Origin of the sequence: Nostoc sp. (genome assembly GCF_036916735.1) — a bacterium.
In the GTDB taxonomy this organism is placed as follows: domain Bacteria; phylum Cyanobacteriota; class Cyanobacteriia; order Cyanobacteriales; family Nostocaceae; genus Nostoc.
Genome location: NZ_JBALFV010000025.1, coordinates 16,861 through 40,498 on the forward strand (window position 1 = coordinate 16,861; position 23,638 = coordinate 40,498).

17 protein-coding genes are annotated in these 23,638 nt (G+C 42.4%); 10 read left to right on the forward strand and 7 right to left on the reverse strand.

Features of this window, described 5'->3' with window-relative positions; translation table 11 throughout:
• Positions 1 to 100: 100 nt before the first annotated feature.
• From ntrB to V7L20_RS06045, 6 genes are all read left to right on the forward strand, one after another.
• Positions 101 to 940: a nitrate ABC transporter permease gene (ntrB, locus tag V7L20_RS06020; RefSeq protein WP_334743182.1), complete on the forward strand. Its 840-nt coding sequence runs from the start codon at positions 101 to 103 to the stop codon at positions 938 to 940.
• Between the two features lie 180 nt (positions 941 to 1,120).
• Complete coding sequence (locus tag V7L20_RS06025; RefSeq protein WP_334743272.1) at positions 1,121 to 3,127, forward strand: ABC transporter ATP-binding/substrate-binding protein; 2,007 nt, start codon at positions 1,121 to 1,123, stop codon at positions 3,125 to 3,127.
• Positions 3,128 to 3,211: 84 nt separating this feature from the next.
• A complete protein-coding gene (locus V7L20_RS06030; RefSeq protein WP_334743183.1) occupies positions 3,212 to 3,379 on the forward strand; it encodes a hypothetical protein in 168 nt (55 codons plus the stop codon).
• Positions 3,380 to 3,556 carry a hypothetical protein gene (locus V7L20_RS06035; protein ID WP_334743184.1) on the forward strand — a complete coding sequence of 59 codons (177 nt, stop codon included), beginning with the start codon at positions 3,380 to 3,382 and terminating at the stop codon, positions 3,554 to 3,556.
• A gap of 33 nt (positions 3,557 to 3,589) precedes the next feature.
• On the forward strand, positions 3,590 to 4,447 hold the full coding sequence (locus tag V7L20_RS06040; protein WP_334743185.1) for a nitrate ABC transporter ATP-binding protein: 858 nt from the start codon (positions 3,590 to 3,592) through the stop codon (positions 4,445 to 4,447).
• A gap of 32 nt (positions 4,448 to 4,479) precedes the next feature.
• Positions 4,480 to 5,805, forward strand: coding sequence for a DUF58 domain-containing protein (locus V7L20_RS06045; protein ID WP_334743186.1), 1,326 nt, complete (start codon positions 4,480 to 4,482; stop codon positions 5,803 to 5,805).
• Between the two features lie 89 nt (positions 5,806 to 5,894).
• On the opposite strand, the gene V7L20_RS06050 is transcribed toward V7L20_RS06045, so the two are convergent.
• Positions 5,895 to 8,696 (reverse strand): beta strand repeat-containing protein, encoded by a 2,802-nt coding sequence (locus V7L20_RS06050; protein ID WP_334743187.1) that lies wholly within the window; start codon positions 8,694 to 8,696, stop codon positions 5,895 to 5,897.
• 333 nt (positions 8,697 to 9,029) lie between these two features.
• Positions 9,030 to 11,063, reverse strand: coding sequence for a beta strand repeat-containing protein (locus V7L20_RS06055; protein ID WP_334743188.1), 2,034 nt, complete (start codon positions 11,061 to 11,063; stop codon positions 9,030 to 9,032).
• A gap of 1,653 nt (positions 11,064 to 12,716) precedes the next feature.
• Here V7L20_RS06055 and V7L20_RS06060 point away from each other — a divergent pair.
• Entirely contained in the window at positions 12,717 to 13,178 is a 462-nt protein-coding gene (locus V7L20_RS06060) for a M67 family metallopeptidase (RefSeq protein WP_334743189.1), read from the forward strand.
• 116 nt (positions 13,179 to 13,294) lie between these two features.
• Here V7L20_RS06060 and miaB read toward each other — a convergent pair whose 3' ends face one another.
• Entirely contained in the window at positions 13,295 to 14,659 is a 1,365-nt protein-coding gene (miaB, locus tag V7L20_RS06065) for a tRNA (N6-isopentenyl adenosine(37)-C2)-methylthiotransferase MiaB (protein ID WP_334743190.1), read from the reverse strand.
• A 245-nt stretch (positions 14,660 to 14,904) separates the two neighbouring features.
• Positions 14,905 to 16,338 carry a carotenoid oxygenase family protein gene (locus V7L20_RS06070; protein WP_334743191.1) on the reverse strand — a complete coding sequence of 478 codons (1,434 nt, stop codon included), beginning with the start codon at positions 16,336 to 16,338 and terminating at the stop codon, positions 14,905 to 14,907.
• A 349-nt stretch (positions 16,339 to 16,687) separates the two neighbouring features.
• On the opposite strand from V7L20_RS06070, the gene V7L20_RS06075 reads away from it, so the two are divergent.
• Entirely contained in the window at positions 16,688 to 17,149 is a 462-nt protein-coding gene (locus tag V7L20_RS06075; RefSeq protein WP_334743192.1) for a globin domain-containing protein, read from the forward strand.
• Positions 17,150 to 17,699: 550 nt separating this feature from the next.
• Here the strand turns inward: V7L20_RS06075 and V7L20_RS06080 are convergent.
• Positions 17,700 to 19,772: an NACHT domain-containing protein gene (locus tag V7L20_RS06080; RefSeq protein ID WP_334743193.1), complete on the reverse strand. Its 2,073-nt coding sequence runs from the start codon at positions 19,770 to 19,772 to the stop codon at positions 17,700 to 17,702.
• Between the two features lie 65 nt (positions 19,773 to 19,837).
• On the opposite strand from V7L20_RS06080, the gene V7L20_RS06085 reads away from it, so the two are divergent.
• Positions 19,838 to 20,605 (forward strand): thioesterase II family protein, encoded by a 768-nt coding sequence (locus V7L20_RS06085; protein ID WP_334743194.1) that lies wholly within the window; start codon positions 19,838 to 19,840, stop codon positions 20,603 to 20,605.
• Between the two features lie 85 nt (positions 20,606 to 20,690).
• Here V7L20_RS06085 and V7L20_RS06090 read toward each other — a convergent pair whose 3' ends face one another.
• Entirely contained in the window at positions 20,691 to 21,095 is a 405-nt protein-coding gene (locus V7L20_RS06090; protein WP_334743195.1) for an ExbD/TolR family protein, read from the reverse strand.
• Entirely contained in the window at positions 21,082 to 21,753 is a 672-nt protein-coding gene (locus V7L20_RS06095; RefSeq protein ID WP_334743196.1) for a MotA/TolQ/ExbB proton channel family protein, read from the reverse strand. The genes V7L20_RS06090 and V7L20_RS06095 overlap by 14 nt, the downstream gene beginning before the upstream one ends.
• 343 nt (positions 21,754 to 22,096) lie before the next feature.
• Between V7L20_RS06095 and V7L20_RS06100 the strand changes: the two genes are divergently transcribed.
• Positions 22,097 to 23,596, forward strand: coding sequence for a TonB family protein (locus tag V7L20_RS06100; protein WP_334743197.1), 1,500 nt, complete (start codon positions 22,097 to 22,099; stop codon positions 23,594 to 23,596).
• The last annotated feature ends 42 nt before the right edge of the window (positions 23,597 to 23,638 follow it).

Here is a 23,638-nt window from a genome sequence, read left to right on the forward strand (position 1 = left end):
CACGATTAATCCCTTGTAGAGACGCGATTAATCGCGTCTAAAGATATCGATTATTTACAAATAACAAATAAAAAATAAAATTTGCGGAGAATACAGCATCATGACAATAGCCCAAAAACGCCCTGTAAGCCCTAGATTGAATAATAGCTTTATATCTAGCCTGAAAAAGCAATTTCCTGACCTGATACCACCAACGATCGCCATTGCAATCTTCCTAGTTATTTGGCAACTCTTCGCTTGGATTCCGGGAGCCACATTACCAGGGCCAATACAAGTTATCCAAGACACTTGGGTTCTGATTTTCTGGCCCTTTTATGACCGAGGTGGCATTGATAAAGGTCTGTTTTGGCAGATTCTCGCTAGTTTACAACGAGTTGCTATCAGTTATACCTTAGCTGCGATCGTTGGTATTGGCTTGGGCATTTTGATCGGGGTTAATAAAACCATGTCCAAAGCTTTAGACCCCATCTTTCAACTACTGCGGACTGTACCACCTTTAGCTTGGGTACCAATTTCTTTAGCAGCTTTACGACAAAACGAACCCGCAGCATTATTCGTAATTTTCATTACCGCCATTTGGCCCATCTTAATTAATACTGCTGTCGGCGTTACCCAAATCCCCCAAGATTACAACAACGTCGCCAAAGTTCTGCAACTTAGCCGCAAAGAATATTTCACTAATATTTTGATTCCTGCGGCATTACCCTACATCTTTACCGGCTTGAGAATTGCGATCGGTTTAGCTTGGTTAGCAATTATCGCCGCCGAAATCGTCATGTCTGGTATTGTCGGAATCGGCTTTTTTATCTGGGATGCCTATCAAAATAACAACGTCAGCGAAGTAATTTTAGCTCTAGTTTATATCGGCGTTGTTGGGTTGCTTCTAGATAAAGCGATGGCTTGGCTGCAAAATAAAATTTTACCAGCAGAACAGAAATAGTCATTAGTCATTGGTCATTGGTCATTTCTAAAAAGCTAAGGACTAATGGCGAAAGACAAAGGACAGAAGTAGTCATTGGTCATTAGTCATTGGTCATTTCTAAAAAGCTAAGGACTAATGACCACGTACTAAGGACTAATGGCGAAAGACAAAGGACAAATGACAAAGGACAAAGGACAAATAAGTATGTTCGTAGCTGTTGACCAAATTGAAAAAGTTTTTGAATTAACTGGTGGTGGCAAATATATCGCCCTTAAAGGAATCGACCTTCAAATTAAAAAAGGAGAATTTATTTCTTTGATTGGTCACTCTGGTTGCGGCAAATCTACGCTATTAAATATGATTGCAGGTTTGGATTTGCCAACTGAAGGTATTGTCACTCTCGAAGGACAAAGAATCAGCAAACCCGGCCCAGACAGGATGGTGGTGTTCCAAAATTATTCGCTATTACCTTGGCGCACAGTCAGAGAAAATATTGCCCTCGCTGTAGACTCAGTAATGAAGGGTTTACTCTCAGCCGAACGCAACGCCATTATCGAAAAACATATTGATATGGTGGGTTTGCGTCCCCATGCTGATAAACAACCGGGAATGTTATCAGGTGGACAAAAACAGCGAGTTGCGATCGCCCGCGCCTTAGCGATTCGTCCTAAATTACTCTTGCTAGATGAACCCTTTGGCGCATTGGATGCACTCACACGCGGCAATTTGCAAGAACAACTGATGCAAATCTGCGAAGAAAATCAAGTTACCGCCGTGATGGTTACCCATGATGTCGATGAAGCAGTGCTGTTATCTGACAGAATCGTGATGTTAACCAACGGCCCCGAATCTAAAATCGGCGATATTTTAGAAGTGGATATTCCCAGACCCCGCAAGCGGATGGAAGTAGTAGAACATCCCAGCTACTACAGCTTGCGAAGTGAGATGATTTACTTCCTCAATCAGCAAAAACGCATCAAAAAAATTCGGGCGCGGAAAACTGCCGACATCGCCCGTCATGGCTTAGAAAAAGTTAACCTAGAAATTGGCTTTTTACCTCTAACCGCTTGCGCCCCCTTAGCAGTTGCTAAAGAAAAAGGCTTCTTTGTCAAGCATGGTTTAGATGAAGTTCACCTCGTGCGAGAAAGCAACTGGCGGGGTATTGTCGATGGCATGACTGGCGGTTATTTGGATGCGGCTCAAATGCCTTCAGGGATGCCGATGTGGCTAACTTTGGGAGGACATAATAACCAACCCCTCCCCGTTGTCACCGCCCTTACCATGACTCGCAACGGTAACGCCATCACCTTGGCAAAACGCTTTTACGACCAAGGTGTGCAAACCTTATCAGACTTCAGAAATCACCTGATTCTCACCCGCGAAGAACGGCACACAATGGGAGTAGTACATCCCGCTTCTATGCACAACTTGTTGCTGCGTTACTGGCTAGCGGCTGGAGGAATCGACCCCGATCGCGATGTAGATATGAAGACCATTCCCCCAGCGCAGATGGTAGCTGACCTAAAAGCCGCAAGCATTGATGGTTACTGCGTGGGTGAACCTTGGAACTACCGCGCTGCTGTGGAAAATGTCGGTTTTACCATCGCTACCGATTTAGAAGTTTGGTTGGGACACCCCGGTAAAGTTCTTGGTGTGCGGGAAGATTGGGCAGAAAATTATCCAAATACGCATATTGCCCTGACTAAAGCTTTGTTAGAAGCTTGTCAGTATTGTGCAAATCCCAATAATGCCCAAGAAATTCGCCAAATTTTAGCAGGGCGAGATTACGTCAGCACTGATTTAGAATATATTCAACTCGAAGATCCAAATAGTCTTACCTGTGACTTAGACCATCCGTTACGGGACTATGCCCATCATCAGTTTTATTCTGAGTCTGCTATCAACCGCCCCAGCCGTACCGAACAAATTTGGATTATGAGTCAATTGGCGCGTTGGGGTGACACTCCCTTCCCCAGAAATTGGGTAGAAGTTGTGGAACGGGTATGTCGCGTGCGGGTTTTCAGCACCGCCGCACGAGAATTAGGTTTGGATATTAGCTATATTCGCCAACCGATTCAACTGTTCGATGGTACTCCCTTTAACGCCGACGATCCGATCGCTTATCTCAACAGTTTGAAAATTAAACGTGATTTTTCAGTTGCGGAAGTTATTCTTGATGCACCCAGAAGAAGACTCGCCTCATAAAAAAATGGTGAAAGAAAGAGGGAGTGGAAGAAGTAGCACATCACACGCGAACTTCTGAACTCCGTTAACGAGTATTTGAACTGGATGAATCCACCTTTTATCTCCGTTAACGAGTATTTGAACTGGATGAATCCACCTTTTATCTCCGTTAACGAGTATTTGAACTGGATGAATCTACCTTTTATCTCCGTTAATGAGTATTTGAACTGGATGAATCCACCTTTTATCTCCGTTAACGAGTATTTGAACTAGATGAATCCACCTTTTATCTCCGTTAACGAGTATTTGAACTGGATGAATCCACCTTTTATCTCCGTTAACGAGTCTTTGAACTGGATGAATCCACCTTTTATTTCCGTTAACGAGTATTTGAACTGGATGAATCCACCTTTTATCTTTGTTAATAAACCTTTAGATCGCGGCGAGTAGTCCCCAATTTTTAATCCCCAGTCCCCAAATACCATGCAAAACCCCAACTTGACAGCTACAAATACACTAGGAAAACCATTCGCCAGTGCAACCACTAACCGCAGACCTTTCTTAGAAATTAAAGACGTTACCAAAGTCTATCCGACAAAGAAAGGCCCCTTCACAGTACTCGACGGCGTTAACCTCAACGTAGAAAAGGGAGAATTTATTTGCGTCATCGGCCACTCTGGCTGTGGCAAATCGACGCTGTTAAATATGGTATCCGGTTTTAACTTTCCCACCTCCGGCCAAGTATTACTCGAAGGAGAACCAATCATCAAGCCAGGCCCAGACAGGATGGTTGTCTTCCAAAACTATGCCCTGCTACCTTGGCGCACTGCTTTTGAAAACATCTACTTAGCTGTTAACGCCGTTTATCCCAACAAACCACAAGCTGAAAAAAGAGCGATCGTGCGCGATCATTTAGCAATGGTGGGACTGGCTGATGCAATGGAAAAGAAACCAATGCAAATGTCCGGTGGTATGAGACAACGGGTTTCTATCGCCCGTGCTTTGGCGATTCGTCCGAAAGTTTTAATTTTAGATGAACCTTTTGGGGCGCTGGATGCTATCACCAAAGAAGAATTACAAGAAGAATTACTGAAAATTTGGGGCGATAACCGTTGTACAGTGCTGATGATTACCCACGACATCGACGAGGCACTATTTTTAGCCGATAAATTAGTAATGATGACCAACGGCCCACACGCGAAAATTGGCGAAGTCATGGAAATTCCTTTTTCTCGTCCCCGCGATCGCGCCCGGATTATGGAAGATCCACAATACTACCAACTACGTAATTATGCTTTAGACTTCCTCTTTAATCGCTTTGCCCATGATGACGTAGGTTAAACTAATCTTTTCCTAACTTCTCAGTCTCAAAAATGGTTCCTTCCAGACGAGTTTATTTATTGTTGGTTTTGGGTATAGCGATTTCCCCGATCCTATACCTTTTTCTCAGCATTAAAGCAACCATCGCCATCACTTTGCTATTTGATGCGATCGTTCTCGGATTGATGGTTGTAGATGGTTTGCAGGTACGGCGTTCTCGCGTGCAAATTAGCCGCGAATTACCGTCACGATTATCCATTGGGCGAGATAATCCAGTAGTGTTAAAAGTAACATCGCCAAATGCCAATGCCCAAATTGAAATCTGCGATTACTACCCAACAGGGTTTGGCATATCTGCACCCACACTTCAGGCGATTATTCCCAGTAACAGCACTCAGGAATTGACGTATACCGTCAACCCGACACAACGGGGAGAGTTCCCTTGGGGAAATATCCAAGTTCGACAGTTGGGAATTTGGGGATTAGCTTGGGATGATTGGCAAATTCCCCAAAGTCTGCCAGTGAAAGTTTATCCTGATTTAGTTGGGTTGCGATCGCTTACAATTCGTTTAACATTGCAATCATCAGGATCAATCCGCCAATCTCGTCAAACTGGTATTGGTACAGAGTTTGCCGAACTGCGGAATTATCGCACTGGTGACGATTTGCGGTTTATTGATTGGAAAGCTACCGCCCGTCGGGTTGGAGCCTATAATAATGCAACGCCACTAGTGAGAGTTCTAGAACCCGAACAGGAACAAACTTTACTGATTTTGCTTGATCGCGGGCGATTGATGACAGCAAAAGTGCAGAATTTGCAGCGATTTGACTGGGGTTTGAATGCAACTTTATCTTTAGCATTGGCGGGGTTGCATCGAGGCGATCGCGTGGGCGTTGGTGTATTTGACCGCCAGATGCATACGTGGATTCCCCCAGAACGCGGTCAACATCATTTGAATCAGCTAATCGATCGCCTGACTCCAATTCAACCAGTGTTATTTGAATCTGATTATTTGGGGGCGGTGACAAATGTTGTGCAGCGTCAAACTCGCAGGGCGCTGGTAGTGGTGATTACCGACTTAATAGATGTCACCGCCTCTACAGAACTCCTAGCTGCACTCTCCAAGCTAGCACCCCGCTATCTGCCATTTTGCGTAACTCTGCGAGATCTGCAAGTTGATCGTTTAGCATACACCTTCAAAGATAATGTTACAGATGCTTATGCCCGTGCAGTGGCACTCGATTTATTAATGCAAAGACAAGTAGCATTTGCCCAGCTCAAACAAAAAGGTGTATTAGTACTAGATGCACCAGCAAATCAAATTGCCGATCAAGTGGTTGAGCGATATCTGCAACTCAAAGCCCGGAATCAACTTTAGCGGCGTTGCATTGATTGATCAAATGCGAGGTGCTATTTTCAGCACCTTGTAACCCGTAACCCTTAGTAATGGCAAACCGCTAATTCCGATTAAACAACCAAAAAATTCTTTTCAGTTAGTGCTACACCAGGAGATAGTTGGGCAAATTTTACCTGAGTAAACCCAGACGCACTGCCATCTTGGTCAAAGAACAATCCACCTGTAACATTGTCATAGATGAATCGTTGAGCGATCGTGATTGCAGATGTTCCTTGGATAAACTGACTAGCTGAGAGTGAACCTATTGATAACCCGCCATCAAAACCAGTAGCCGATACCTGAATCAATTCATTAGTCGCATTGAAATCATAAAGTTGATCAATGCCTTCATTGAAACTATTGAAAACAAAGGTATCAGTACCAGCTCCTGCATAGAGGCTATCATTGCCATACCCACCTGTCAGGATATCATTACCGGCACCGCCAATAATCGTATCATTTTCACCATACCCAGAAAGCGTATCGTTGCCATTGGTCCCCACGATTAAGTCATCGTAGTCTGTACCTATGATATTTAATCGTTCGATATTCTTGTAACTAACTCCATTTGTGCCTACCGTAATTGATCCAATGTTAGTACTGGCATTGAATGTCGAAGTGATTCCTTCAGAATCACCATTGTAAGAGTAATAATAGAAAGACAACAAATCGTCACCCTTACCCCCATCTATGGTATCATTGCCACCATGATAATAATTATAGTGCGTAGAGAGCGTATCGTTGCCATTGGTTCCCACTATATAGTCATCGTAATTTGTACCTGAGATATTTAATCGTTCGATATTCTTGTAACTAACTCCATTCGTGCCTGCCGTAATTGATCCAATGTTAGTACTGGTATTGAATGTCGACGTGATTCCTGCGGTAGCATCGCTGTAATTGACAGGCAACAAATCGTCACCATTACCTCCATCTATCGTATCCTTGCCACCACCGCCTGTGGAGAGAAGGTCGCCATACGCCAAAATCAAGTTAGCATCGCCTGTGGAGAGCGTATCGTTGCCATTGCTCCCGATTATATAGTCATCGTAATTTGTACCTGAGATATTTAATCGTTCGATATTCTTGTAACTAACTCCATTCGTGCCTGCCGTAATTGATCCAATGTTAGTACTGGCATTGAATGTCGACGTGATTCCTACGGTAGCATTATTAATGTAATTGACATACAAAAAATCGTCACCATTACCCCCATCTATCGTATCCTTGCCACCACCGCCTGTGAAGAGAACGTCGCCATTACCCGCAAAAGTCAAATTACCACTGCCAGTGGAGAGCGTATCGTTGCCATCGCTCCCCACAATCAAATCATCGTAGTCTGTACCTGTGATATTTAATTGTTCGATATTCTTGTAGCTAACCTGATACGTGCCTGCTGTAATTGAACCAATGTTAGTAGTTCCATTGAATGTCGTTATAATTCCTTTGGTAGCCAGGCTGTAATCGACGGACAACAAATCGTCACCCTTACCCCCATCTACCGTTTGAGTTACTAAATCAGAAGGGGCAGTATCTGTGGGGCTTAGATAGAAGGAATCATTGCCATCGCCCCCAGATAGTAGGTTATTACCTGTTGAATACTCAGCACGCAATGTATCGTCACCAGTACCACCGTTGAGGGTGTTATTCCCTGAGGAGGAATCATAAAGACTCTGGTAATAGGGTATCAAATAGCCAGATGTAGAGAGAGAATCATTGCCATCGCCCCCAGAAAGTAAGTTATTGCCTGTTGAATACTCAGCACGCAATGTATCGTCACCAGCGCCACCCTTGAGGGTATTATCGCCTGAAGAGCTAAAACTAAAGTACGCTCTATAGTGATCGTAGCCAGATTTGGAGAGATAATCATTGCCATCGCCACCAGAAAGTAAGTTATTGCCGAATGGAGAATCAGCACTCAAGGTATCGTCACCAGCGCCACCGTTGAAGGTGTTATTGCCATTAGAGGCAATATAGTCGTATCCGGAGGAAATAGAACGGTAAGAGGCGTCAAGAGAATCATTGCCATCGCCCCCAAAGAGTAGGTTATTGCCAGATGTTGCCCCAGCGCTTAAGGTATCGTTACCAGTGCCACCATTGAGGGTATTATTGCCTGTTGAAAATTCAACATTCAAATTATCGTCACCAATACCACCAACAAGAGAGTTATTGCCGGTATCATCATTGAGGGTGTCATCCCCAGCACCACCAATGAGAGTATCATTCCCAATACCACCTCGCAGCAGGTCATTGCCACTCTTGCCATCGATGATATCATCACCCCCTTGACCATTGATAACATCATCTGAGTTGTCAAAACCGCTAACGTTATTGTTCAGGTCGTTAAGGAAAGTGACTGTGTTCTTGTTGAAGATAGCGTTTTGGGTGGAGTTGGCATTGAAGACATCGAAGCTATCACTAATGCTAGTTTGCCCATCAAACTCTATATTGCCCAAGTCTACAGTGGCTCCTGTAGATTTGCTCAGGTTATCCAGGTTTTCCAGGGCAAAGTTTTGCAGGATGACTTTGGTTTTATTAAAGTCTTGTTCAAAGGTAATTTCCAGATTGCTACCATTCTGGGTGAGCAGCAGATTTTGAGCAGTGAAGGCAGAACCTTGGAATTTTAGGATGTCTACTTCGGCAATGACTGCTGCTGTCGGGTTTGTTCCTTTACCTACGCCACCAAAATCTGTAATGATATCAGGGTCATCGTAAAACGAATAGAAAACAAATTCATCCTTACCACCTCCACCAGTCAAGGTGTCGTTGCCATTAGCTGTGATGCTATCGTTGCCTGCAAGACCCTTAATCGTGTTCGCGCTGTCGCTGCCCGCTAGCGTATCATTACCGTTGGTTCCAATGATATCTGCCATAATCTTTAACTACCTAAATCGATTTTTTCAGTAACTTCAGTTCTCAACCTTGAGTTTAACGTGAGTTCAACGGGCTGAATTGACTATAGTTACTGGTTAGGCATTCAATAAAAGAGGTGGCGATCGCGGCTATAAATTACCAAAATTACGGATGCAGACATAAATCAACTAAGCCAAGAACACTTGGGAATCCTCCGCACACATATTGAAAGTTGAAGAACTAAACCTAACATCTACTCTCTGTTAGTACTAAATTCCATTAAGCAATCGAGTGCGAGATGCTATTTTCAGCACCTCGCAATCCCTGCTTAAAGTAATCGAGTGCTAATTAAATTAAACAACCACAAAATTGTTTTCGGTTAGTGATAATCCAGCAGATAATTGTGCAAATTTTACCTGAGTAAACCCAGACGCACTGCCATCTTGATCAAAGTATAGTCCACCTGTAACATTATCATAGATGAATCGTTGAGCATTAGTGATTGCAGATGTTCCGATAGTAAACTGACTTGCTTTGAGTGAAGGTGTTGCTAACTCGCCACCAAAACCAAGAGCCGATACCTGAATCAAGTCATCAGTAGCGTTGAAGTCATAAAGACTGTCAATGCCCTCATTGTAACTATTGAAAGCAAAAGTATCAGTACCATCCCCTCCATAGAGAGTGTCATTACCGTTTCCACCCGTGATAATATCATTACCAAAACCACCGTAAAGAGTGTTATTACCTAATGCACCATAGGCACTAAGAGTATCGTTGCCATCACCACCATCCAAGAGATTAGTGCCTGTTGAATAATCAACAATCAAGTTATCCGCACCAGCGCCACCGTTGAGGGTATTGTTTCCTGATGCTCTGCGATAGACTCCTTTGCCGTAATCGCCCTGTTCGTCGTACTCGTAGCCAGAGGCTGTGAGAGTATCATTGCCATCGTCTCCAGAGAGCAGATTATCGCCTGATGAATAGTCAACATTCAAGTAATCGTCACCAGCACCACCGTTAAGGGTATTATTGCCAGTGCAGGTATAACACCTTCCACCGTAGCCGTAGCCGTAGTTATAGGCAGTGAGAGTATCATTGCCATCGCCTCCATTGAGGAGATTAGCGCCTCGTGAATAGTTAACATTCAAGTAATCGTCACCAGCGTCACCGTTGAGGGTGTTATTGCCAGAGGTGTTATCAAACCTGTACCCCTCGAAGTTAGAGGCAGTGAGAGTATCATTGCCATCACCACCAGAGAGCAGATTATTGCCTGTTGAAATGTTAGCACTCAAAGAATCGTCACCAAGACCACCGTTGAGGGTGTTATCACCATCGGCAAGATTGACGTTAAGAGAATCATTGTCATCGCCACCATCCAGGAAGTTATTGCCTTTTGAATAGAAAGCACTCAAGCTATCATTACCAGCGCCACCATTGAGCGTGTTATTACCAGATACTTCCGGGTCATAGTAGCTACCAGAAACGCTAAGAAAATCATTGCCATCGCCACCATCCAATAGGTTATTGCCTGATGAACTGTCAGCACTCAAGCTATCATTACCAGCGCCACCATTGAGGGTGTTATTACCAGACACCACATCGTAGTCACCTAATGCCGAGAGAGTATCATTGTCATCGCCACCATCTAATAGGTTATTCCCTGTTGAAGAGTTAACGTCTAAGTAATCGCTGCCAGTACCACCAACAAGGGTGTTATTCCCTGCACCACCAATGAGGGTATCATTGCCTATACCACCGCGCAGCAAATCGTTGCCACTTAAGCCGTCGATTTGGTCATTACCGCCCTGACCATTAATGACATCATCTGAATTATCTAAACCCTTAATGTTGTTGGATAGGTCATTGAGAAAGGTTACAGTGTTCTTAATCTCTAAGCTAGTTGCACTGGAGTTGGCATCTAGGACATTAAAGCTGGGAGTAATTTTAGTTTGTCCATCAAACAGGATATTACCAATAGCTGGTCTAGTTCCAGAGGCTTTTAGGTTATCTAAGCTTTCTAAGTTGAAGTTTTTGAGGATTAATTCTGTGCCAGTCACCCCTTCAAAGGTGATTTCTAGGTTCTTACCATTCTTGGTCAGCAGCAGATTTCTTGCAGTTAAGCCAGCACCTTGGAATTTTATGGTATCCACTTCGGCAATAACTGCTGGTGTCGGGTTTATGCCTTTACCTACCCCACCAAAATCGGTTATGGTATCAGTGCCGTCGCCTAAATTGTAAATAAATTTATCTTTGCCACCACCACCGAGCAGGGTGTCATTACCCTTCTGAGCTGTAATGGTATCATTACCTGCAAGACCCTTAATTGTGTCAGTACCATTACTGCCTAGTAAAGTATCATTACTGTTGGTTCCAATGATAATTGTCATAATTTTTACCTTCTTTAATCGATTGTTGAAGTAACTTTAGTTCTAAGCTCTGTGTTAGTGCTGTTTTAGCGCACAAATAATTAACCGAGAGTTGACACTTTCAGCAAGTTTTTTTATGTCGCTGTTGAGGAACAGTAATTTTTATCGAAAATTCATCCTATCGACAAGCTGGCAAGTACCACTTATCTAAGTATTAAAGTTGCACACACTGTACAAATTTATGACTATGTGGATCAAGTAAAATAAGTTGTTTCAGGCTTTTTCTTATCATTTTTGATTGAATATCAATCACTGAAAAAACTTCGCCAAATTAAGCTTAAATACTTGAAACTCATATTCCATAATTTAAATTTTTCATATGTAAGTACTGCTGTCTTGAAATAGGTAAAGGGATTTTCATAACCTCATTGTGGGCTATCCCCCGTGGGTGTCTAGTTTAAAATAGGAAACATTTAAATAACACTGTAATAACCATTTGTAATAACCATATATGAATATTTACCGAGATGTCTATACTTAAAATATATCTTTGCATACTCTTCATCTTACTTAGTCAAAGTGTATAAAAAATGCTTATCACTAAGTATATGTAACATTTTTCTACTCAAGAATTTATTTGCAGAAAGCAACAGACAAAAAGTGATTTGAGCTGAGGCTTTCAAGGGAGAAAACTTCTTAGATACTTGAAAGAATAATAAAAAATATAGAATTAATCGTGACGATCGCTTTGCTTAGGCTACGCTTACGCAGTGAGTAAGATAAAGAAACTGTGTAGCAATGTACTCCATCTAAGTAATAATAGCTACGTAAATAAGTTTTGTAATAATTAGCACTATATAAATATTAGAAAAATTTACAACTTCTCCGCACAGATGCTGAAAGTTGAGGAATGTAGACACGCATAGACACGCAAAGCGTGGCCTACCTTATACCATTTCACTTTAAGAATGATACGCTCTTAGTGCCCAGTATGGTATCATTACCGTTGCTTTCAATAATATCTGCCATAATTTTTACCTACCTAAATCGATTTTTTCAGTAACTTCAGTTTTCACCCTTGAGTTTAGTACTGTTTTTAATGACAAAAATTCGTCTAAATTTGACGTTTTCGCCATACTTTATATGCCAGCCTTGAAGAAGAATAATATTTCTCGAAGATTCACCTGATGAAAAGAAAAGCCTTGTAGGTAGTGAGCTATTCTTTGTGGGTGTCTAGCTTAAAAATAGAGAACATCTAAGTAGCCTCAAAATAATTACACAGTCACACTTAAATGTCTATACTTAAATAAGCTTCTTTGCATACTCTTCACATCAGTTGCTGATAAATGTATATATAGATACTGAACTTTGTATATTCTTTATATTGTTTTAGTTTCTGGGCAATGATTTCCAAAAAGCAGTAGGCAAATGTTTGAAAGAGTGATACAAAATATATATTTTCCTTTTTGATGGCAGCGATGCCTGCGGTTCTTGCTAGGCTACGTCTGGCAATATATTTGGGACTTCCAAATAAAAAAATATCCCATCGTTTTAGAGGCGGGGGAAGGGAAAGTCGTAGTGAAGTCCAGAAATTGGATAATTTATTTTTTGGAGTTTCCTTACATCTATGCTGTACAAAAATCGCTATAAGTTACTAAAATTACAAATGCAGAGATGATCAGATTTAGCCAAGAACACTTGCAAACTATCTGCACCCATGCCGAAAGCACCTATCCAGAGGAGTGCTGTGGTATAATTTTGGGCTATTTGGCTAATGAGGGTAAAATTGTGGTAGAAGTGATACCAACAGAAAATGCCTGGAATACAGAAGCGGCAGCTGAATTTGCAGGGGAACGCACAGCAGAAAGTAAAAAACGGCAATATACGATCGCACCCGAAGTTATGTTAAAAACACAAAGGGAAGCACGCAACATATCGCTCAACATTATCGGCATTTTTCACTCCCACCCAGATCATCCTGCTATCCCTTCAGAATGCGATCGCCTATACGCTTGGCAAGGATACTCCTATATAATAGTTTCCGTCAAAAACGGCAAAGCCGGAGAACTCCAAAGCTGGAGCCTTGATGATACTCATCATTTCCAAGCAGAGCCAATTGAAAATATAATTTCTTAGCCGGATTTGATATCACCTCTCAAAATTGAGCAAAGGTACAGTAATGAGTCCACGGAGGTGGAAGAGAGCTTTTGTAGTAGCGAATTATATTCGCCCAATAGTTTTAGAACATTTTCTTAGACAGCCAAAGCTTGTGTCACTTCAACTGCTTCACCCGTCAAGCTAAAAGGGCGAACTTCGGTAATTTTTACCTTTACTAACTGCCCTTTCAATTCTTTGATGTCGCCACTGAAGAATGTCAAACGATTACCGTCAGTCCGTCCCATCACCTGGGTTTGATCTTTTGAATTTTGGTCTTCTACTAAAACTTCTTCAATGCGTCCAAAGTAACGTTGTGATCGCTCGGCTACTTTCAAGTTTCCTAAATGATTCAAGCGTTGGAGGCGATCGCTTTTAACTTCTTCACTTAGCTGATTATCCCACAAAGCGGCTGGTGTCCCTGGACGCGGCGAATATGCTGCTGTATTCAACATGTCAAAGCCAATATCTTCTACCAATTTCAGGGTATTTTCAAACTGTGCTTCTGTCTCCCCAGGAAAACCGACAATCGCATCAGCACTAATGGAAGCATCTGGCATATATTGCCGAATAGTATCGATAATGCGACGATATTTTTCATGGGTATAACCCCGCGCCATCGCCTTTAAAAGTTCATTATCCCCAGATTGAAAGGGAATATGGAAGTGTTTACAGACTTTGGGCAACTCAGCGCAAGCCTTAATTAATCTCTCTGTAAAATAGCGGGGATGACTAGTAGCAAATCTTAGCCTTTCAATCCCCGGTACATCATGGACGTAATAAAGTAAATCTGTGAAGTTGTGCAGATGCCGTCCTTGTGCTGTTGTTCCTGGTAAATCTCTGCCGTAAGCGTCAATATTTTGACCGAGTAGAGTAATTTCCTTGTAACCTTGCCGTCCTAATTCTTCCATTTCAGCCCGGATTGCTGACGGTATGCGAGATTGTTCGACACCTCGCACATTGGGAACTACACAGTACGTGCAGCGTTCGTTACAGCCGTAAATTACATTTACCCAAGCTGTTACCTTACTATCCCGTCGTGGCTGGGTGATATCTTCAATAATATGAACTGACTCGGTGGCGACAACTTGGTTTCCGTCAAAGACTGACTCTAACAAATCTTTGAGGCGGTTGGCGTGTTGTGGCCCCATTACCAAGTCTAATTCTGGCACTCGCCGCAATAGTGCTTCACCTTCTTGCTGGGCAACACAACCAGCAACGATGAGGGTTAAATCAGGCTGCTCATGTTTGCGCTTCGCTTGTCTGCCAAGGTAGGAATATACCTTTTGCTCGGCATTATCCCGAATTGTGCAAGTATTGTAGAGAATTACATCTGCATTATTCGGGTCTTCTGACCATTCAAAGCCCATATCTTCCAAAACGCCAGCCATGCGTTCTGAGTCAGCTTTATTCATCTGACAACCGAAGGTAGTAATGTGGTAGTGGCGTTTTGAAGTGGTCATGGGCAATTTTGCTTAATCAGGGTAATGTATCTAAGGTTTATTTTTATTCTAACCCGCGTCAGGCAGTGACCAGATGCAATATGTTTTTTAACGCAGAGGTAACGCAGAGGATTTGTTATATCATGTCCGGTGAATCACTTATGATTACCGTATCTGTGCAAAAATTGGAAAAGCCTTTTTCCCCCTGCTCCCTGCCCCCTGCAAGAACTGCGCTCTAAATGATAAGTCTTTAGCCGGACATGATATTAAACTGGGTTCCAAGTGCCGTGGAAGCTGTGGGGGATGACGCTGGGTAATCCTAGTTTGCAAACGGGTTCGGCATCCAGGCGATCGCTATCAAATACCCAAACTTCGCTACTATGGGAATTACCATCGTAAACAACGGTTAACACCCAACTTTGCTCAGGGTTTTGGCTGTCTTGGGCGGGGATGGGTTCTGAAGGATAACGATTTTCTCCTAAGTCTGCTTCGGTGAGGGTTTCGGTTTTGTTGTCGAAGCGAGCGATCGCATTTAATAGTTCTTGGCTAATATCTGTTCCTGAGCGGGATTTTGACATATATGTGTAACGAGAAGCTTGCCCCACATTTTGCTGTGGTACATTTGGAAATTCACAATGTCCGTTTGATAGTTGCTGAATTGACGTAACTTTGCCAGTTTGGGGATGCAGATGAACTCGCCCTAGTGTACTTTTAGCTGGGGTATGAGTCTCACCTGTAGCCACTTCCTTGAGATATTGGTTAGTTTGAAAATCTTCATAACGAGCGATATCCACAATCACTGAACCGCTAGCATCTACATAACCGTTAGCAAAATGCCATTGGAACCAAGATTCAGTTTCTCCACGGCTGACTATAGATAGGGTTTCTCGATCAATAACTAAAATCTGAGTTCCTAATTTAGGTTGCCACTCTAGCGAATCACTATAGTTGTTTGTCCCTATTAGCACAGGTAAGACATTCAACCGCACTGGCGGAATGAAAAATACAAGATACTGTCCTGCTAAAACAAAATCATGCACCAATGGTACACCATCTAGCTGGTATGCGGCTTGTTGGATAATCCGCCCAGTCGAATCGCTTTTGTAAATATTCAGCATCGCATTTTGTCCAGGGGTAATGCCAAAGTTAAAAATCTCCCCTGTTTGCTCGTCACGCTTACAATGCGCGGAATAGTTTAATCCTTTAGTTAACCCCCCTAAATCATCTTCGCCCGAAGTTTCTAAAGTTTGTAAATCGAGGGCGTGGGGTTTACCGCCTTCCCACAGTGCCAAAAGTTTATCTGGAAGTGCTAGCACCGAAGTGTTGGCAGCATTCTTGATCGGCTTTTGCCATTGATTCCAAATTGGCCCTGGTGCAGTCATACCATAATTGCCGTAGACTAGTTTACCTGCTGCGGCTTCTTCTTGATAGCCAGAGGTTTGCACGTAGCGATAAACCCCAGTTGCAACTGCATCGGTAAAATTTACAGCCAGAATTGCCCCATCTCCATCAAACCAGTGTCCCATGTGAATGCCACCGCGTTCTAGCCGTGCGGGACCATTACGGTAAAGTGTGCCACGCAAGCCATCTGGGATTTTACCAGAAAGAATTGGCAGTTGGGTAGGGGGAAATTCTTTTGCTGGTTTGGCGATCGCACCTGCCCAACCTTTTGTATTTGACTTTTTATCGATTGTATGCATATCTAAGTTTTGCTTGATAAATTATCGATGTACATAGTTGCATTCTTACATTTTTCTCTTTGTTGCAATTTTTTAACAAAGTGTAAGGGTTTAAATCCCCGGCTTCTATCAAGCCGCAAGTGTTGTGGCGGGGTCTAAATCCCCGTTACAACACGTAATTGCGAATTGCGAACTTGTACTGAGCGTAGCCGAAGTATTGCGAATTGCGAATTGGTTTAACAATGCCTCTGGCTGTAGATGTATACAGGCTTTGACATGATATTACTTGTTAACTGAGCTAGCTCATAGTAACCAATAAGAATAACCACTAAATTGAAGTCAATCAACATTACAAGTGGTTCAAAAAACTATGATTAGCCAACAAACAATAGATATCGTTAAATCTACAGCACCTATCTTAAAAAAGAACGGTCAGCAAATCACAACTCGGATGTATGAAATTATGTTTCAAAATCATCCAGAAATCAGAAAACAATTTGATATGTCTGCTCAAGCAAATGGTTCTCAGCCTGCGAGGTTGGCTACAGCAGTTTATGGCTATGCTACCCAGATTGATAATCTAGGAGCTTTAAAGTCGATGGTAGAGAAGATTGCCCATCGTCATGTACAGACCCATGTTACACCAGAACAATATCCTATTGTTGGAGAAAGTTTACTGCAAGCGATGAAAGATGTTTTAGGGGAAGCCGCTACAGAAGAAGTTATGGCAGCTTGGAGTGAAGCTTATCAGGCATTGTCTCAGGTGTTTATTAACAGAGAAGATGAGATATATGTGGGTGAAGAGAAAAAACCACAGCTTGTGCATTCCTAACGATAAGATTTAGTGTCATAACAACAGCTTGAGCGTTTGTTAGAACAACTTCAACGTTTATAACTACAGCTTGAGCGTTTGTTAGAACAACTTCAACGTTTATAACTACAGCTTAAGCATTCATAACATCTGCTTAAGCTGTATTAACAACAGCTTCAAGTTTACTTATAACAACTGGAGTTGTAGTAACTACAGCTTAAGCATTCATAACATCTGCTTAAGCTGTATTAACAGCAGCTTCAAGTTTACTTATAACAACTGGAGTTGTAGTAACTACAGCTTGAGCGTTTGTTACAACGACTCAAATTCTGCTAATGAAAGCTTTTAGCGTAGCGACTTCAGCAAGCGGGAACTCTTCTAAATATAGTTTTGATTGCTTCTTCTATCGTCTCTCCTTGGCTGACGGTTCCCACTTCTGGACATTCAGCTACATAAGCATCTTTTTCTCAATGCAAGATTGCTGTAAAGGTTCGAGTTTTTGTATCCTTAGCCTGTTGTGATGAACTCATGGAGCGTTTATCTGGCTATCTTTTCATTTTCCTATTGTTGCTCAACCACCTGGAACTAACAACATCCGCGCTTCAATTGCTTCCCAGGTTTGGGGTGACACCCGCACTGCTGCTTGTTTGCATTGGATGATGAGGTGAGTAGCGTAGAGATAATTTTCCAGTGCTTTCGCTTCTTCCTTAGAGAAGTTGACCATTTCTTGGGTGAGATTGAAAGCATTGAGTAACGTTTGTTGCAGCTGTTTAGCAAATGCTAGACGCGCTTCCGTTGGCTGTTTATCATCAGGAATTTTCGCTTTTAGTGCTTTTAATTTAGCGACCAGTGTAGTAAAATCAATGTTGTTGAAGATTTTTAATTTCTCAAGTTCACCAGTGTATTTAATGGCGTCGGCGATGGCGATGGCGTCGGCGTAGGCGTAGGCGATGGCGATGGTCTTGGCGATGGCGATGGCGTAGGCGTTGGCGTAGGCGATGGCGATGGCGTAGGCGATGGCGTTGGCGTTGGCGTTGGCGTAGGCGATCGCAACTGCGCGTTTACCCACAGGTTTAAAATCCCCTGGTGAGCCAACTGTTACCTGTTCTGCCCAGTTTAAGAAAGCTTGTAAGTTCGGGGTATTAATATATTTTTGCGCTTCCTTTTCCATCAGCAGCAGCAAATCATCTGCACCACCACGCATTAACCCAGCTACTAACAAAAACACCTCTTTCCAGCGTTCATCTGTCAGGTGTTCAGTAACTAACTTCTCAACTTGGCGATGGTCATCAATATACTGTGCTGTTAAATATTCCTGTAGCGTTAGATGAGAAAAAGAAAAGACATCCTCGGCTCGTTCTACCAAAATTCCTTGTTGAATAGCAATGGCATTCAGCACCGATTTCCCATCTAAATGCTGAGGTGCATTCAGATTACTCGCCAAAAATGTTTTAATTTGCCCAACTATATCGCGCTGTGAAAAGAATAGCCTGTCAGACTCGAAACCTGTATAAGCAATCTCTGATAGTAATATCTCTTCTAATTCTGTATGCAGTCCTTGATAAATCTCATCTCTAAGAATTCGCTTTTCTGATGCCCACTCTTCAAGCAATATCCGCAGTGCCTTCCGGTAAAGAACACTGCGATTATCTGGAAAACTTTGGGAACGGTCATAAACTAAACACAGAAATGTCAGCAATAAAGGTGTGTGCGCCAACTCTTTTGCAGCTTCATGTTCTGGTTTTTGCAGTAATTCCCAGCATTTATCGCCTGTCTTCTCCTGCTTGTCTGCATCTGAATGAAACCAGTTATAAATAAATAGCTGAATTTGAGCATTGTCGAAATCTGCCATTGATACATCGCTAAAGCGACGAAAACTGCTGCGATAAGCTGCTGTGCGACAGGAGGCAATGAAACGATTTTTATCATATTTGTCAACAAAATTTTGAATTTGACTAATTGCCTCAGTCAAGTTTTTTGTTGGTACTTCATCCAAACCATCCAGCAAAATTAGTAACTTTCCTTCTTCTAAAGCTTTGGCTGTAAATTTATCTGGTGATGGAAAGCCGCAAGTACGAAACTCCTCAGCAATAAACGTTTCAATATTAATATTGCTGGATGCAAACCTTTTCAATTCGATAAAAACTGGAATGCAGGCGTGTTTAAATCCTCCTTTTTTACCTTTGAGCGCTTCTAATCCCATCTTCCGCACAAATGTAGACTTTCCAGCACCAGGCCCACCAAGCACCATCAGATATTGTTTATTATTAGCAACTTTAATTCCCGTTTGTTTTTTATCATCGTGAGATTGAAATCTCCGACTTTTAGCTTGGCGATAGACTTCTTCTAAATTCTCAATAGATTCAAAACTACGAATAGCATCATCACCTAAAAACTGTACTGCTGTATAGACCGATTCCAGCTTGACAGGTTCACGCATTCCTAATACTTTGAGAATACCATGCCGTTCTTCGTAGTTCTGGACATATTGTTTTGATGCGGCAAAAATTATCTGCCCAGTTTTTTCGTTCAGCCTTCTACCAAATATTCTAGAAACCTTACTGCCTCCTCCCCAAAGGATTTGGAAAATCGGAACTGCTACACCACTAACGACTGATATCGCCCAAGGTTCCATTCCTGTCATAAGATTATCAGTGGATATATTTAAAAATTAAAGCAAAGTTGTATTATCCAACTCTAAGTTATATTATGACAACTACACCAAGCTTCAATTCCTGGGTTATCTGTCCCCAACCAAATCCTCAAGCCAACTTGCGTTTATTCTGCTTCCCCTACGCTGGTGGTAACTCAATGATTTTTCGCACCTGGCCTAATAATCTTCCTAGTAATGTCGAAGTCTGCGCTGTGGAATATCCGGGACGGGGAAGACAGATTAAGTCAGCACCCTTGACGCGATTAGAACCTCTTGTGGAAGCGATCGCTCCTGTTCTGTTACCATATTTAGACAAACCATTCGCCTTCTTTGGTCACAGTATGGGCGGATTAGTTAGCTTTGAGTTGACCCATCTACTTCGCTCTAAGTATAGTCTTGCTCCCTTTCATCTCTTCATCTCTGCTCGTCGCGCCCCGCAAATCACGTCTACAAAACCACCTCTCCACGTTCTGTCAGACCCTGATTTGCTAAACGAGCTACACAGTCTTAACGGTACACCCAAAGCAGTTTTAGAATCCCCGGAGCTAATGCAGATGTTCCTCCCTATTTTGCGGGCAGATTTTGCAGTTCTGGAAACTTATATTTACACTCAAAAACAGCCTCTGAAGTGTCCTATTACTGTTTTTGGTGGTTTGCAAGACCAAGAAGTTAGTCATGAGGATCTGCAAGCATGGCAAGAGCAGACGAGCGCTGCTTTCTCATTACATGAGTTCGACGGTGACCACTTTTTTATTCATTCACACCAACAATCATTATTTAAACTTATATCTCAAGAATTGCAGATATGTAAGCGTAGCTGGTAGTAGTCATCATACAAGAAGGAGTTAGGAGTCAGTATATAGAATTTTCCTGACTCTCTGAACTTCTAATGCACAATATTTCTACTGTTTATTTTTGGGTAGCGATCGCTAACCTTGCTCCCTTCACCTGACGTACTTGATCCATTATCCCCACTATCTCACCGTGCAAGACTTTTTGATCAGCATTAATAACCACCAATGTATCTTGGTTTGAACCAACTAAAGTCCGCACTCGCCCTGCTAAATCATTAATTGCTATTGGCTCGCGGTTTAGGCTTACCTGACCTTTTTCATCTACTGTGATGGTAACTCTAGTGGGAATTTGCTGTTCCTTGGCCGTAGCTGCCTTCGGTAGATTTACTGGCAACCCTTGCGAGCGTGTTAAAAACAGCGTTGACATAATAAAAAATGTCAAAAGGGCGAACATTACATCTATCAGAGGTACTACATTTATAAATGGTGGTAAATCTGGTTCATTATCACCTAGATCCATAAGATTTCTCCTGTTGTTCGTAGCGCTCATGTTGTTGTTCGTAGCGATCAAGGAACAGTATTTCTAGCTGTCCGCCGTACTCTTGAATCATTGTTATCTGCCGCTGATATAATCCCCGGAAGATGCTGGCTCCTAAAAGCACGAAGATAGCCACAATCAATCCTGTGGCGGTAGCAACTAAAGCTTCACTAATACCAGCAGTGACTGCACCAGTTTTAGTAGCTCCGACATCACCAACATTCAGTCCAGCAAATGAGCGAATTAATCCTAAAATTGTGCCGAGAAGTCCCAACAGAGGCGCTAAACCAATAATGGTGTCAAATACAGCTTGAAACCGCTTGAGCGTAGGGATTTCTGCTTGTGCCTCGCTTTTCAAAGCCAAACGAAATTTTTCTGGAGTCGGTCTTTCTAGCTGTAGTCCAGCCAGAAAAATGCGTGCTATGGGTAAATCTACATTTTTTTGCAGCTTATCAACAGCACTAATAACATTATCAAGTCGATAAAGATTAAAAACCTCTCGCACCACCCGGTTTTGACGCTTACCAATCTGTATCCAAAACTTCGCCCGCTCAATCATTAGTGCCCCTGCAAACACCGAAAACGCCAGCAGGGGGAACATGACCACACCGCCTGCTTCAAATAAATGCTGAATTCCCATGTAGTGCCTCTAAACGTCATCAATACAAAATCAGACTACCAGAATCAAGCGAAAAAATGAAACTTTTTCTCAATAGAGTTTAAGATATAATCGGAATTTTTTCAAATCTCATCTAATCATCATTATTTTTATTTAATATCTTTTGGTTTTATATAAATTAATTTAATAAAGACAAAAATTAATTTTATCTATAAATCATGATATTAACAGTATTTTTCAAAGATATTTTTTTGAGTAGTATGCTGTTGCGTAACACTGCCGGAAAGAATTTTAATTTTTTACTTGATATTTGCAACCATGCATTTTAAGATGACTAAATTAGTGACAATAGGTAGCAATAGCTATGAGTTTTTCCGGCACTACTGTCGAGCAACGTTCCAAAGAAGTTGAGGCTCTCAAGTCTTTTCTGGCTTTGAGTCTGATAGGTTCGCTGGCGCTGCATATCGGCGTACTGTCTTCAGGCATAGGTAATTATTTAACAAGAATGCCTGAAGAGAATGATGAACCAATAGAGGTGGCGATCGTTGATGCTCCGACTCCGGAACCAGAAAAACCACTTGAAAAAATTACAGAAGAACCCAAAAAAGAACCAGAAATTGTTCAAAAACAGCCTAAAGAAATTATACCAGTACAAAAACCAGTACAAGAATTGATTGAAAGACCAAAAATTCAGCCAATTGAACAACAACCAAAACAAACTACTCGAATTCAGCCAATTGAACAACAACCAAAACAAACTACTCGAATTCAGCCAATTGAACAACAACCAAAACAAACCACTCAAAACCCACAACCAACAAATAGGGAAATTGCTCCCAAGTCAGAAGTCCCCGTGAAAACTGTTGCTCCTGTGAGCGGCGGTGGCGGCGGCGGCGGTGGTAGTTCAGTCCTGACAGATAACTCTGGTAGCTCTGGCTCTGGCGTTGCTTTAAGTTCAGGTACAGGTACAGGTACAGGTTCAGGAATTGGCAGTGGTAGAGGTTCAGGAATTGGCAGTGGTATAGGTTCAGGAATAGGTTCAGGAATTGGCAGTGGTAGAGGTTCAGGAATTGGCTCAGGCTCTGGTAGTGGTATAGGTAATCGAGTAGAAACCCCTCCGACAGTAGCAACAGCACCAATAGCACCAACACCTCCAAAAATTAACAGTTCAGGTAATGGTAATGGTAGGGGAGCTTGCCGCAAATGTGATTTCAAGTATCCAACGTCATTACGAGGGCAAAAAATTGAAGGCAGCCCACGGGTAGAAGTTGATTTAGACGAACAAGGTAATGTCACTAATGTGCATCTTACTCGCTCCAGTGGGAACTCTACTTTGGATGAAGCCACCGTAAGACAAGCCCGTGACATCAAAATAAGTGGTGGCAGAAAAAAAGCGACAATTATCCCTAACTACGTTTTAGAAGGTTCTCGCCGTCAGCAAGAAGTCCGAGAAAGTGAAAGAAAAAGACAAGAACAGCAGGCAGCTGCTGCTAACTCCATACAAGAACATCCAGGACGTAGACGCAGAGATTTGACACCCCCATCTAGTGAAACTACAGCCACAAGACCAACAGAATCTCGATTGAATCGGCAGCTGCAACCTCAAAGAAGAGAAATTATTACCTCCGGCTCATCATCTGAAGCGAGGATAAATCGCACTCAAGGAAGTGCAAGAGAGTCCTTACGCCGTATCCAGCGTGAACGAACAAGTACCAATTCATCACAACAGCCACAAGCAACCCCAAATCGACGGCGGCGAGAAGATAATACCAGCCAGAACAAGTTGCGGGAGTCTTTGCGCGGTTTACGCCAACAACGTCAATCACCTCAATCGCAACCTGCTGCTGCTCCCAGTCAACAGTAGCTATGGTGATGTACACAAATCTTCTAGAGTTGCCTCACTGGT